Annotated in this window: 12 protein-coding genes; 9 read left to right on the forward strand and 3 right to left on the reverse strand. The window is 72.9% G+C overall.

Annotated elements, in window-relative coordinates:
* Window positions 1-191 precede the first annotated feature (191 nt).
* The 3 genes from SY2F82_RS35215 (at window position 192) to SY2F82_RS35225 (ending at window position 4,395) form a co-directional block, all read left to right on the forward strand.
* Window positions 192-1,721, forward strand: a complete 1,530-nt coding sequence (locus SY2F82_RS35215) for a S8 family serine peptidase (protein ID WP_200423170.1) — start codon at window positions 192-194, stop codon at window positions 1,719-1,721.
* A gap of 68 nt (window positions 1,722-1,789) precedes the next feature.
* A complete protein-coding gene (locus tag SY2F82_RS35220; protein ID WP_200423171.1) occupies window positions 1,790-3,187 on the forward strand; it encodes a CoA transferase in 1,398 nt (465 codons plus the stop codon).
* 140 nt (window positions 3,188-3,327) lie between these two features.
* Window positions 3,328-4,395: a CopD family protein gene (locus SY2F82_RS35225; RefSeq protein WP_200423172.1), complete on the forward strand. Its 1,068-nt coding sequence runs from the start codon at window positions 3,328-3,330 to the stop codon at window positions 4,393-4,395.
* 39 nt (window positions 4,396-4,434) lie between these two features.
* Here the strand turns inward: SY2F82_RS35225 and SY2F82_RS35230 are convergent, their stop codons facing one another.
* Window positions 4,435-5,145: a VIT family protein gene (locus tag SY2F82_RS35230; RefSeq protein ID WP_200423173.1), complete on the reverse strand. Its 711-nt coding sequence runs from the start codon at window positions 5,143-5,145 to the stop codon at window positions 4,435-4,437.
* Window positions 5,146-5,337: 192 nt separating this feature from the next.
* Here SY2F82_RS35230 and SY2F82_RS35235 point away from each other — a divergent pair, with 192 nt between their 5' ends.
* The 3 genes from SY2F82_RS35235 (at window position 5,338) to SY2F82_RS35245 (ending at window position 7,522) form a co-directional block, all read left to right on the forward strand.
* Window positions 5,338-6,315 (forward strand): DEDDh family exonuclease, encoded by a 978-nt coding sequence (locus tag SY2F82_RS35235; protein ID WP_200423174.1) that lies wholly within the window; start codon window positions 5,338-5,340, stop codon window positions 6,313-6,315.
* Window positions 6,316-6,416: 101 nt separating this feature from the next.
* On the forward strand, window positions 6,417-6,650 hold the full coding sequence (locus tag SY2F82_RS35240; protein ID WP_200423175.1) for a hypothetical protein: 234 nt from the start codon (window positions 6,417-6,419) through the stop codon (window positions 6,648-6,650).
* Between the two features lie 47 nt (window positions 6,651-6,697).
* The gene (locus tag SY2F82_RS35245; protein WP_200423176.1) at window positions 6,698-7,522 is read left to right on the forward strand and encodes an SURF1 family protein; all 825 of its coding nucleotides are present in this window, start codon (window positions 6,698-6,700) and stop codon (window positions 7,520-7,522) included.
* 126 nt (window positions 7,523-7,648) lie between these two features.
* Here the strand turns inward: SY2F82_RS35245 and SY2F82_RS35250 are convergent, their stop codons facing one another.
* Both SY2F82_RS35250 and SY2F82_RS35255 read right to left on the reverse strand, forming a co-directional pair.
* Window positions 7,649-7,837, reverse strand: a complete 189-nt coding sequence (locus tag SY2F82_RS35250; protein ID WP_103845197.1) for a YbdD/YjiX family protein — start codon at window positions 7,835-7,837, stop codon at window positions 7,649-7,651.
* The gene (locus SY2F82_RS35255) at window positions 7,834-9,987 is read right to left on the reverse strand and encodes a carbon starvation CstA family protein (protein WP_200423177.1); all 2,154 of its coding nucleotides are present in this window, start codon (window positions 9,985-9,987) and stop codon (window positions 7,834-7,836) included. Before SY2F82_RS35255 ends, SY2F82_RS35250 begins: the two co-directional genes overlap by 4 nt.
* A gap of 228 nt (window positions 9,988-10,215) precedes the next feature.
* On the opposite strand from SY2F82_RS35255, the gene SY2F82_RS35260 reads away from it, so the two are divergent.
* Genes SY2F82_RS35260 through SY2F82_RS35270 form a run of 3 tightly spaced genes read left to right on the forward strand, consistent with a single transcriptional unit; the run spans window position 10,216 to window position 12,577 of the window.
* Window positions 10,216-11,664 carry a sodium:solute symporter gene (locus SY2F82_RS35260; protein WP_200423178.1) on the forward strand — a complete coding sequence of 483 codons (1,449 nt, stop codon included), beginning with the start codon at window positions 10,216-10,218 and terminating at the stop codon, window positions 11,662-11,664.
* Window positions 11,661-12,248, forward strand: coding sequence for a sigma-70 family RNA polymerase sigma factor (locus tag SY2F82_RS35265; RefSeq protein ID WP_374707232.1), 588 nt, complete (start codon window positions 11,661-11,663; stop codon window positions 12,246-12,248). The genes SY2F82_RS35260 and SY2F82_RS35265 overlap by 4 nt, the downstream gene beginning before the upstream one ends.
* Window positions 12,245-12,577: a hypothetical protein gene (locus SY2F82_RS35270; RefSeq protein WP_200423179.1), complete on the forward strand. Its 333-nt coding sequence runs from the start codon at window positions 12,245-12,247 to the stop codon at window positions 12,575-12,577. The genes SY2F82_RS35265 and SY2F82_RS35270 overlap by 4 nt, the downstream gene beginning before the upstream one ends.
* Window positions 12,578-12,592: the final 15 nt, after the last annotated feature.

Below are 12,592 nucleotides of genomic sequence, written 5' to 3' on the forward strand. Positions count from 1 at the left end.
CTCGGGCTCCCTGCCCTGGGTCACGGCGCCGCGCGGGGGCCGGTTCAACTCGCTTTTTTTCTTTCGCTTGAACTTGTTGCTGCCCGGCCGGGGCGGCGGATAGCTTCACCCTGCACCACTCGTCATGTACCTGCCGGTCACGTCATCCGTGTCCGGCAGGTTCACGTTTTCCCGGATGATGTGGAGATCCCATGGTTCATCGCCGTTCGAGACGCCGCCTCGCCCTCGCCGTACCGGTCGTGCTGTCGCTCACCGCCTCGCTGGGCTTCCTGCCGGGTGCCGCGTCGGCCGCCCCGCGCACCGCCGCCGGCGCGCAGGCCGCCGAGGGACAGGAACTCGCCTACGTCGTCAACACCCGGACGGACCGTCACACGCTGTCGACGGTGCGGCAGGCGATAGCCGCGGCCGGCGGCACGATCGTGGTGACCTACGACAAGATCGGCGTCATCGTCGCGCACTCCGCCAATCCGGACTTCGCCCGCACCCTCCGCGCCGTCCGCGGAGTGCAGTCCGCGGGCGCCACCCGGACCGCCCCGCTGACGGCCGCCGGCACGACGGACGAGGGCGCCGCGCAGTACCTGACGAAGGCGGAGGCGGCGAAGATCACGAAGTCCTCGGCGACCGCGGACGGCAGCGAGCCCCTCGAGGCCGACCAGTGGGACCTGCGGGCGATAGGCGCCGACAAGGCCGCAAAGATCAACCCGGGCAGCCGCAACGTCACGGTCGCCGTCATCGACACCGGTGTCGACGACACGCATCCGGACCTCGCTCCCAACTTCTCCGCGGCGCAGTCCGCGAACTGCGTCGGCGGCAAGGCGGACACCACGTACGGCGCCTGGCGGCCGGCGAAGCCCGAGCACTACCACGGCACCCATGTCGCCGGCGAGATCGCGGCGGCCCGCAACGGCATCGGCGTCGCCGGTGTCGCCCCGAACGTCAAGGTCTCCGCCATCAAGGTGGCCGACCCGGTCAACGAGCTCTTCTACCCCGAGAGCGTCGTCTGCGCGTTCGTGTTCGCCGCCGACCACGGCGTCGAGATCACGAACAACAGCTACTACGTGGACCCGTGGCTGTACAACTGCATGGACGACCCGGACCAGCGGGCCATCGTCGACGCGGTCAACCGGGCCCAGCTGTACGCCCAGCGCAAGGGCACCCTCAACGTCGCCTCGGCGGGCAACTCCAACGACGACCTCGACTCCCACGCCCTGGTCGACGATTCCAGCCCCGACGACTCGACCGCGGCGACCCGCACGGTCGACCCGCACGAGTGCTTCGACGTGCCGACCCAGCTGCCGGGCGTCGTCACGGTCAGCGCCACGGGTGTCACCAACGCCAAGTCGTACTACTCCAGTTACGGCGACGGCGTGATCGACGTGGCGGGCCCGGGTGGAGACAAGTACCAGATCCCGGACACGCCGTCGAAGAACGGGCGCATCCTCTCCACGATGCCGAACGACCAGTACGGCTTCCTGCAGGGCACGTCGATGGCGTCGCCGCACGTCGCGGGCGTGGCCGCACTGCTGAAGTCCGCGCACCCGTGGGCGACCCCGGCCCAGCTCCAGGCGCTCCTCAAGGCGCAGGCGGACAACCCGGGCTGCCCGACCGCGCCCTACGACGGCGACGGCGACGGGGTCGTCGACGCGACCTGCGTGGGCGGCAAGCGCGTGAACGGGTTCTACGGCTTCGGCGTCGTCAACGCCCTGCGCGCGGTGAAGTGACGTGAAGGGGCCGGGTCCTGCCCGGCCCCTTCCCCCTGTTGATCCGGTACACCCTGCATAGTGCCCTCATGACCGATACGAACGTGGCATGGGCGGCACTCGGCGGGGATCCCGCGCTGCTGCCGAGGATCTCGACCGTCGTACGGGAGGGCGCGCTGCCCTCGCGGCTTCCCGTACGGGAGGTGGCGCGGGCCTGCGTCGGGGTGTGCGCGCTGGCCGCCGCCGAGTGGGGCGCCCGGCGGGCCGGGCTGCCGGCCGTGCCCGAGGTGCGGGTCGACGACGGAGCCGTGGCCACCGCCTTCCACAGCGAGCGGCATCTGCTGGTCGACGGCCGTGAACCGGTCAACTTCGCGCCGCTCTCGCGGTTCTGGCGCACGGCGGACGGCTGGGTGCGCACGCACGCCAACTATCCGCACCACCGCAAGCGGCTGCTGGGCACCCTGGGGCTGGCCGCGGACGCGTCCGCGGAGACCGTGGCCGCCGTACTCGCCGAGCGGTCCTCCGTCGAGGTGGAGGAGAGTGTGTACGCGGCCGGGGGGCTCGCGGTCGCGCTGCGCACGCCCGGGGAGTGGGCGGCGCACGAACAGGGGCGGGCGATCGCCGCACACCCGCTGGTGGGCCGTGAACGTCTCGACGAGGCGCCCGTACGCCCGGTCGTGCCGCTCGACGGCGAGCCGCTGCTGCCCGCCGCGGGCCTCCGCGTCCTGGACCTCACCCGGGTCATCGCGGGCCCGGTGGCCACCCGGACCCTGGCGCTGCTCGGCGCGGACGTCCTGCGGATCGACGCTCCGCACCTGCCGGAACTGCTCGACCAGCACGCCGACATGGACATCGGCAAGCGGTCCGCGGTGCTCGACCTGCGGGCGGCCGGGGACCGGCGGACCTTCGAGGAACTGCTGGCGGAGGCGGACGTGGTCGTCACGGGCTACCGGCCCGGCGCGCTCGACCGGTTGGGGCTCTCCGCCGAGCAACTGGCCGAGCGCCGGCCCGGCCTGGTCGTGGCGCAGTTGTCGGCGTGGGGCGCGTACGGGCCGTGGGGCGAACGGCGGGGCTTCGACAGCCTGGTCCAGGTCGCAACCGGTATAGCGGCGACCGAGGGTTCGGCCGAGCGGCCGGGCGCGCTGCCCGCGCAGGCCCTCGATCACGGCACGGGGTATCTGCTGGCCGGGGCGGTCCTGAGGTCCCTGACCGAGCAGACCGAGGAGGGCGGGACCCGGGCCGTACGACTGGCGCTGGCTCGCACGGCGGCCTGGCTGACGGACGGCACCGCCCGGGACACGGGGTCGGCGCAGGCGGCGTACGACGGCCCGGCCTCCTGGCTCGCGGAGAGCGACAGCGCGCTGGGCCGGCTGCGCTACGCCCTGCCACCGGTCCGTTTCGCGGGCGGCCCGGTCGACTGGGCGCGCCCGCCCGGGCGGTGGGGAGAGGATCCCGCGCGGTGGGACGAGGCGCCGCTCGGGGGCTGAGGCATCGGGCGGTGGGGCAGGGCACGCCCTCGGGGACCGAGGCATCGGGTGGCCGGAATCGTGTCCCTGGGCGGAATGCCGGTCCCTCACTTGAATGACGTCCGTTGCCCGGTTCTGTGGCGACTGGCGAAGATCGTGACGTGAGCTCGACACGACCAGGCGCCGAATCCGACGGGACGGACGCCGACACGGCGTCCAGGCCCGTCGCGGTCGCCGCCCCGGTCGCGGTCGCCGCCCCCGTCGTCCGTCCCCCGGTTCGCCGGGCCGTCGCCGTGCTCGCCCTCGTGACGGCCGCCGCCCTGATACCGCTGCTCGGCCCCTCGGCCGCGCTGCACGGCACGGGTGAGGCGGCCGCACCCGGCGTAGGCGGTATCGGACTGCTGCGTACGGCGCTGTTCGCGGCCCTGTGCGTATCCGGCGGCGAGCTCCTCGTCACCCGTCTGGCCCGCCGGGTGCCGGGCGCGCCCCTGGCCGAGTCGCCGCGCAGCTGGGCGCCGTGCGCGGCGGGCGCGGGTTTCGTCGCGGCGCTGGGGCTCGCCTCGGTCGTCGCCACCGGCAATCTGGTCCCCGACCGGCTGGCCCAGATCGACGTCGGCGGGCTGTACCGCACCCGGGACGGCGCACTGGCCCTGCTGGAGGTCGACGCGTTCCTCGTGGCCGGGCTGTGCGCCCTGTCGCGCCGGCCGTCCCTCCAGGTGTTCCCGCTGGCCGCGGTGGCCGTCGCCGAGGCACTGCGCGCCCACCCCACCACGGAGCACTCCCCGCTGACCGGCACGGGTCTGACGCTCGTTCACCTCACCTGCGCGGCACTGTGGGCGGGCGGTCTGCTGCACACGCTGCGGCTGCTGCGGCGCTGGCGTACGTCTCCCGGGGCCGGCACCGCGCTGCTCGGGCTCTACGCGCGCGTGGCGGCCGTCCTCCTGGCGGCGATCACCGCGACAGGGGTGTGGAGTTCGCTGCGCCGTATGCCGCCGGACACGATCCTCGACCAGCTCACCACGACCGCCTACGGCCGGACCCTGCTCGCCAAGGCGCTGCTCGTGGCCGTCGTCGCCGTGCTCGCCCTGGTCGCCCGGCTGCGGCTGCGGCGCGCCGCCGACCCGCTCGGTGCCTGCGCCCCCGCCCGCGCGGAGGTGGTGGCGCTGGGCCTGGTCGTCGCGGTGTCGGGCCTGCTGACGGCGCTGCCGGTGCCGATCCGCTGGTCATGACCGGACGGCCGCGGCGAGCGTGCCCAGAACCACCCGCGGTCACACACCCGCCGCCCCCAGCAACGCCCCCGCCGCATAGGTGACCCCCATAGCCAGCGCCCCGCCCACCACGTTCCGCCCCACGGCTCGGCCCGGTTTCGCCGCGCCGAGGCGGGCGCTGGACCAGCCGGTGACGACGAGGGCCGCCAGGACGGACGCCACCGTGATCGGGAGGCGGACGCCGGCCGGTGGGAGCACGATCGCCAGCAGGGGGAGCAGTGCCCCCACCGTGAACGCGAGGAAGCTCGCCCACGCCGCGTGCCAGGGGTTCGTCAGCTCGTCGGGGTCGATGCCGAGTTCCACGCGCGCGTGGGCGCGCAGGGCGTCGCGTGCCGTCAACTGCACCGCGGCCTCGCGGGCCACCTCCGGGGACAGGCCGCGCTGCTCCAGTATCTCCGCCAGTTCGGCGAGCTCGGCCTCCGGTTGCTCCTTCAGTTCCCGCCTCTCCATGGCCAGCGCCGCCTGTTCCGAGTCCCGTTGGGTCGACACGGACACGTACTCGCCCGCCGCCATCGACATGGAGCCGGCCAGCAGCCCGGCGAGGCCGGCCGTCAACAGCGTGCCGCGGTCCGTCGTCGCCCCGGCGACGCCGACCACCAGGCCCGCCGTGGACACGATGCCGTCGTTGGCGCCGAGCACCGCCGCGCGCAGCCAGTTCAGCCGCGCGCCGAGGGCGCCGCCGTGTGCCTCGTCGTGCGTGGGTTCCATCACACGGGGAGGATGGCACCTCATGAGGTGGACGGCACCCGGGCGCGCCCGCCACCAGCTCCTCTGACGGGTTCTCAGCTTCGGTGCCGTCAACTGCTGCCGGTACGCCCGAGGGTTGTGCGCCCGGCGCAGGAGGACCGCGTGCAGTGGGTGGGGGCGTGGGGCTGTCAGTCGCGGCCCGTATCCTCAGTGACCATGCTCGAAGACCGTACGACCGCAGCGTCCCCGGCCGCCTGGCCGGCCGCGTATCCGGAGGGGTACGCGGTCGTCGACGTGGAGACCACCGGCCTGGCCCGGGACGACCGGATCATCTCGGCCGCCGTCTACCGGCTGGACGCGCGCGGTGAGGTCGAGGACCACTGGTACACGATGGTCAATCCGGAGCGCGACCCGGGCCCGGTGTGGATCCACGGTCTGACGAGCGAGGCCCTCGAAGGGGCGCCCCTGTTCCAGGACATCGCCGAGGAGTTCGCGGCCCGGCTCGACGGCCGCGTGCTCGTCGCGCACAACGCGGTCTTCGACTGGCAGATGATCGCCCGGGAGTACGCGCGCGCGGAACGCGAGGCGCCGGTCCGTCAGCGGCTGTGCACCATCGCGCTGTCGAAGGAACTGCGCCTGCCGCTGGCCAACCACAAGCTGGAGACGCTGGCCGCGCACTTCGGGGTGGTCCAGCAGCGGGCGCACCACGCGCTGGACGACGCTCGGGTGCTGGCCGAGGCGTTCCGGCCGAGTCTGCACGCCGCCGCCCGGAACGGCGTACGGCTGCCGCTGCTGGAATGCCGCCCGCTGACGGAGTGGTCCGCCGCCCCCACGGTGCCCCGCCAGTCCTCCGGGGGCTACCGCCCGAGCAGTTGGCGCCCCTCCCGCAGGCGCCCCTCCTGCCCCTACCCCAACCCGGGGCGGTACGAGGAAGGCAAGCGACTCAAGCAGGGCATGCGGGTGGCGTTCTCCGGGGACACCTCGGTCGACCGGGAACTGCTGGAGGACCGTGCCGTCGAGGCGGGGCTGCACGTGGCGACGAGCCTGTCCCGGCTCACCAGCCTGCTCGTCACCAACGACCCGGACTCGGGCACGTCCAAGACGGTGAAGGCGCGGCAGTACGGGACACCGGTGATCGACGAGGCCGCGTTCGGGCAACTGCTGCGGGACGTGGAACCCGCGTCGCCGGAGTGACCCGTGCCGTCGGCGGAGTGACCCGTACGGACGGGTGATTGCCACGCGACTCGCCCGGCGCCCGCTCGCCCGCGCAGCGGCGACGGCTCACGCTGTGGCGCATGGCACGTTGCGAGGTCTGCGGAAACGACTACGGCATGACGTTCGAGGTGCACGCGCAGGGCGCGGTGCACGTCTTCGACTGTTTCGCCTGCGCCATCCACCGTATGGCGCCCATCTGCGAACACTGTCGCGTCCAGATCATCGGCCAGGGCGTCGACGTCGACGGCCACTGGTACTGCGGCGCGCACTGCGCCCGCGCGGAGGGGCGGGTGGGGATCGTCGACCGGGTCTGAGGCACCCCCGTGCGGGCGCGGCACGGTCCGAGATGTACCGTCGTGGGGTGTACCGCTTCCTGTTGTCCCGGCAGTGGGTGATCCTCACCCTCGTGGCTCTCCTGCTCATCCCCACGATGATCAGGCTGGGTTTCTGGCAGCTGCACCGTCACGACCACAGGCAGGCGCTGAACAAGCTGATCAACGAATCGCTGGCGGCTCCGCCCGTGCCCGCCGAGTCGCTCACCTCGGTGGGCGGGACCGTCCGGCACGAGGACCTCTACCGCCGGGTGACCGCCAAGGGCCACTTCGACACGGCGCACGAACTGGTGGTGCGCCGTCGTACGAACGCCAATGGTGACGTCGGCTACCACGTGGTGACTCCTTTCGTGCTGAACGACGGCAGGACGCTCCTCGTCAACCGGGGCTGGATCGACTCCCCCGCCTCGCAGACCGCCTTCCCGGACATCCCGGCACCCGCCCGGGGCGAGATCACGGTCACCGGCCGGTTGATGCAGGACGAGACGACGGCCGCGAGCGGCATCAAGAACCTCAAGGGGTTGCCCGACCGCCAGATCATGCTGATCAACAGCGAGCAGGTCGGCGCTCTGCTGCGCGACGCGGGCGACACCTCCGCCAAGGAGATGCTCGGCGGCTACGTCGAACTGGTCTCCCCCGCCCCGAAGGGCGGCAGCCCCGAGCTGATCCCGTCGCCCAAGGAGGACAGCAGCTGGATCGGGCTCGGCGACATCAACCTGCCGTACGCGGTCCAGTGGTGGCTGTTCGCGGCGGGTGTCCCCCTCGGCTGGGTGATCCTGGTCCGCCGAGAGGCCCGGGAGCGGGCGAAGGCGGCGCAGGAGACGAGCGAGGAGCCGGCACCGGCCACGGTCTGACCGCGGCCGGGTCCGCTCGGGTCCGCAGGCGGTCGGCCAGGCGGTCCCGCCGGTGGAGAACGTGCGGGGCGGGCGCGCGGCGTCAGGGCGGGACGGCGCGCCCGCCCCGCGGTCCGTCGGCCGGTGTCAGCAGCAGCGGCCCTGCGGGTGGGTCTCCCGGTGCAGTGTGCGCAGCACCTCGTACTCGCGGCGGGTGGGCACCGGAGCGAGGGGGTGGTGGCGGCGGTGCCGCTCGCAGTAGCGGTCGTACTCCGCCTCCCCGGTCAGCTCGCGCAGGTACCAGCGCACGGCTCCCGCCCACTGCCGGGCGTTCATGACCGGGCTCCCACCAGTGCGTCGGCGGCCTGCTCGGGCACGTCGAGGCGGGACTCCACGTACGGCGCCTCGGTGGTCGGCAGTGCCCCGGGAGAGCGGACGGCCCGCACGCACACCACCGCGGCGTTGACGATCACGACCGCGACCAGCAGCAGGAACAGCGCGATCAGCACCCCGTCGACCGTCGAGTTGGTGACCACGGTGTGCATGTCGTGGGCGTTCTTGGCGGGCGGCAGGACCTGGCCGGCGTCGAGGGCGTCGGCGTACTTGGTCCGCTGGGCGAAGAACCCGACGCGCGGGTCACCGGAGAAGATCTTCTGCCAGCTCGCGGTGAAGGTGACGGCGACCACCCAGGCCAGCGGGATCCCGGTGACCCAGGCCCAGCGCAGCCGCCCGGACTTGATCAGGACCGTGGTGCAGACGGCGAGGGCGATGGCGGCGAGCAGCTGGTTCGCGATGCCGAAGAGCGGGAAGAGCTGGTTGATCCCGCCCAGCGGGTCGGTGGCGCCGGTGTGGAGGAAGTAGCCCCAGGCGGCCACGACGAGACCGCTGCACAGCCAGCTGCCCGGCTTCCAGGTGATCCGGCCGACGGGCTTCCACACATTGCCGAGCATGTCCTGGAGCATGAAGCGCCCCACGCGGGTACCGGCGTCGACCGTCGTCAGGATGAACAACGCCTCGAACATGATCGCGAAGTGGTACCAGAAGGCCTTCATCGCGGTACCGCCCAGGACCCCGGAGAAGATCTCCGACATGCCGACGGCGAGGGTCGGCGCCCCGCCCGAGCGGGCGATCAGCGTCTGCTCCTCGACGGCCTTGGCGGCCTGGGTCAGCTGGTCGGGGCTGATGGTGAAGCCCAGGCCCGCCACGGCGTGGGAGGCCGACTCGGCGGTCGCGCCGAGGAGGCCCGCGGGCGCGTTCATCGCGTAGTACAGGCCCGGCTCCAGCGTCGCGGCGGCGATCAGGGCCATGATCGCGACGAACGACTCCATCAGCATGGCGCCGTAGCCGATCATGCGGACCTGGGACTCCTTCCGGATCAGCTTCGGGGTGGTCCCGGAAGCGACCAGCGCATGGAAACCGGACAGCGCGCCGCAGGCGATGGTGATGAACAGGAACGGGAACAGGGAGCCGGCGAAGACCGGGCCCGCGCCGGAGCTCGCGAACCTGCTGACCGCGTCCGCGTGCAGCACCGGCGCGGCGACCACGACGCCGACCGCGAGCAGCGCGATGGTGCCGATCTTCATGAAGGTGGACAGGTAGTCGCGCGGCGCGAGCAGCATCCACACCGGCAGTACCGAGGCGACGAAGCCGTAGCCGATCAGGCAGAAGACCAGGGTCGTCGGGCTCAGGGTGAAGGCACCGGCGAGAGAGGAGTTCTGGACCCAGCTGCCGCCGGCGATCGCCAGGAGCAGCAGCACGACGCCGACGAGGCTGGTCTCCACGACCCGGCCGGGGCGGATGCGGTGCAGCCAGAAGCCCATGAACAGGGCGATGGGGACGGTCATGGCGACGGAGAAGGTGCCCCACGGGGAGTGGGCGAGCGCGTTGACCACGACCAGGGCCAGCACACCCAACAGAATGATCATGATGGCGAAGACCGCGATCAGGGCTGCGGCCCCGCCCGCCCGGCCGATCTCGTCACGGGCCATCTGCCCGAGCGACTTTCCGTCCCGCCGCATGGACAGGAACAGCACGACCATGTCCTGCACCGCCCCGGCGAAGATCACCCCGGCCACGATCCACAGGGTTCCGGGCAGGTATCCCATCTGTGCCGCGAGCACCGGCCCGACCAGCGGCCCGGCGCCGGCGATGGCGGCGAAGTGGTGGCCGAGCAGCACCCGGCGGTCCGTCGGGTGGAAGTCGACGCCGTCCTCCAACCGTTCGGCGGGGGTGGCCCGGCGGTCGTCCGGTCGCAGTACGCGGCGGGCGATGAAGCGGGCGTAGAAGCGGTAGGCGATGGCGTACGAGCCGAGCGCGGCCACCACCAGCCAGACCGCCGAGATCTTCTCCCCGCGGGCCAGCGCGATGACGCCCCAGGCGACAGCACCGAGCAGTGAGACGGCGGTCCAGACGAGAACCACCCGGGGGGATACACGTGATTTTTCGGGCGCCTGGAGTCCGGATTCGGCCAGGGGTGATGCGGGCATGGCGGCTCCTCACCTCAAGGGTGGTGTGAGAATTCGTGACACTCGTGACAGGACGTGCGCGGTACGCGCGGCTCTCCCGCTCGCTGTCGGTTCGTGCAAGAGTTGCCCACCCGCCGGAAACGGTTGACAGCGAATGTCCGGAAGATTTCCTCTCGGTTCCCTGTCCTCCGAACCGGCCGTCCGCGCAACTCTCCTGCGAGGGCACAGGCACACCAAGGACGGTGACCCATGGCCGACGGCGCCATGACCGCGACGTTCCTCGCCGTGATCGGCGGAGCGTCCCTGCTCGCCGTCACCGCGCGCCGACTCACCGCCGTGCCCGGACTGGCGTACGGCAACGGCGCGCCCGCCTTCTTCGCGGTGCCGTACACGGTGATCGTCTCTCCGCTCGCCTTCGTCCTGCTGAGCCGCCTGTGGACCGTGGCCCGTCGGCACGGCTACATCACCGCAGCCGACTTCGTGCGCGGCCGGTACGGCTCGCCGCCGCTGGCCCTGGTGGTGGCGCTGACCGGGATCCTGGCGACGATGCCGTACCTCGCGCTGCAACTGCTCGGCATACGGGCCGTGCTGACGGCCGGGGGCGTGTCTTCGCGGGGCGCCACGGGCGACCTGGTGATGGTGGCGCTCTTCGCGGGGCTCGCCGTGGCGACCTACCGGCACGGGCTGCGGGCGCCGACCGTGATCGCCGCACTCAAGGCGGTGGCCGTGTTCGTCTCGCTCACCGCCGTCACCTGGCTCGTCCTCGACCGGCTCGGCGGCCCCGGCCCGGTGTTCGACGGCGCGGCCCGGCGCCTCGGCGGCACGGACACGGCGCACTCCGCGCTGTTGCTCACCCCCGCCCAGCAGCCCGCCTACGCCACCCTCGCCCTGGGCTCCGCGCTGGCCCTGCTGATGTACCCGCACGTGCTCACCGCCGGTTTCGCCGCCGACGGCCCGCGCACCCTGCGCAAGACCGCGGTGGCGCTGCCCGCCTGGACGGGGCTGCTCGCGCTCTTCGGTTTCCTCGGCATCGCGGCCCTCGCGGCCGGGGTGCGGGCGCCGGCGGGCGGCGCCGAGGCGGCCGTGCCGATGCTGGTGGACCGGCTGATGCCGGGGCCGCTGGCCGGGCTGGTGTTCGGCGCGATCACGGTGGGCGCACTGGTCCCCGCCTCGGTGATGTCGATCGCGGCCGCCACGAGTTTCGTACGCAACGTGTACGTCGAGTACGTGCACCCGACGGCCACGCCCAAGCGGCAGGTGCGCATCGCCCGGGCGGTGTCGCTCACCGCCAAAGTGGGCGCGGTGGCGTTCGTGTTCGGGCTGCGCGACCAGGACGCCGTCAACCTCCAACTGCTGGGCGGCGTGTGGATCCTGCAGATCTTCCCCGCGGTGGCCGTGGGCCTGGTCACCGGACGGCTGCACCCCCGGGCCCTGCTCGCCGGGTGGGGCGCGGGCATGGTGGCCGGCACCTTCCTGGTGGTGCGGGAGGGGTTCTCCTCGATCGTGCCCTTCGCCACCGGCCGACCGCCGCTGGAGATCTACGCGGGGCTCGCCGCCCTGCTCCTCAACCTGATCGTCGCCGTGGTGGGGACCGCGGCCCTCGAACGCCTCGGCGTCCCGCGCGGCGCCGACACGACCGACCTGCCGTCGCGCCTGACCGTCAGGCGGCGCCCCGAGACGGGAGCGAACAACCCGTGAGACGCAGACAGCACACCCCCGTCACGCTGGCCCCCGTGCCACAGCCCGCCGGGCCGCCCGAGCCCCTCGCCCCCGCGGTGAGCGACCCGGCGGAGCTGGAGCGCGAGGCCGGTGTGGCGCGCCTGTTCGAGCGGCACTACGCCTCGATGCTGCGCCTGGCGGTGCTGCTGGGCGCCGACGACCCGGAGAACGTGGTGGCCGAGGCCTACTACCAGATCTACCGGAAGTGGCGGCGTCTGAAGGACACCGAGGCGGCGGAGGCGTATCTGCGCTCCACCGTCTGCAATCTGACGCGGATGCGCATACGCCACCTCCAAGTGGCCCGCAAGCACGAGGAGAAGCCCACGGAGGAGGTCGTCGCCTCCGCCGAGAGCACCGCGCTCCTCCACGACGACCAGCGGGTGCTGATCCGCGCCCTCCAGCAGCTGCCCGCCCGGCAGCGGGAGGCGCTCGTGCTGCGGCACTGGCTCGGACTGAAGGAGCAGGAGATCGCCGCGGCGATGGGGATCTCCTGCGGATCGGTCAAGACCCACACGGCGCGCGGCATCGCCGCCCTGACCCAGGCGATGGAGGCCCGGCGATGACGCATCGAGATGCGACTCCGTCGCGTGGCACCACCCCGGAGCGTACGGAGCGGGAGCTGCGCGAGGCCCTCGCCGCGCTGGCGGACGGGGTGCACGCCGCCCCCGACGCCTACCGGACGGCGCGCGGCACGTGGCTGCGCCGCGAGCGCCGGCGCCGGCTCGTCCTCACCGTGCTGGTCGCGGTCGTCTTCACCCTGGCCACGCTGATCGGCCTGTGGGTCCTCAACCAGACCCCGTCGCACCCGGGGGTGATCTTCTCCGGCGCGGGCGCCACGAGCTCGGGCAGCGCCACACACCACGCGGCGTCACTCCCCCGGCCCACCCCCTGATTGCCCGTCGGCCCA

Origin of the sequence: Streptomyces sp. Y2F8-2 (assembly GCF_014905555.1) — a bacterium.
Classification (GTDB): Bacteria; Actinomycetota; Actinomycetes; order Streptomycetales; family Streptomycetaceae; genus Streptomyces; species Streptomyces cynarae.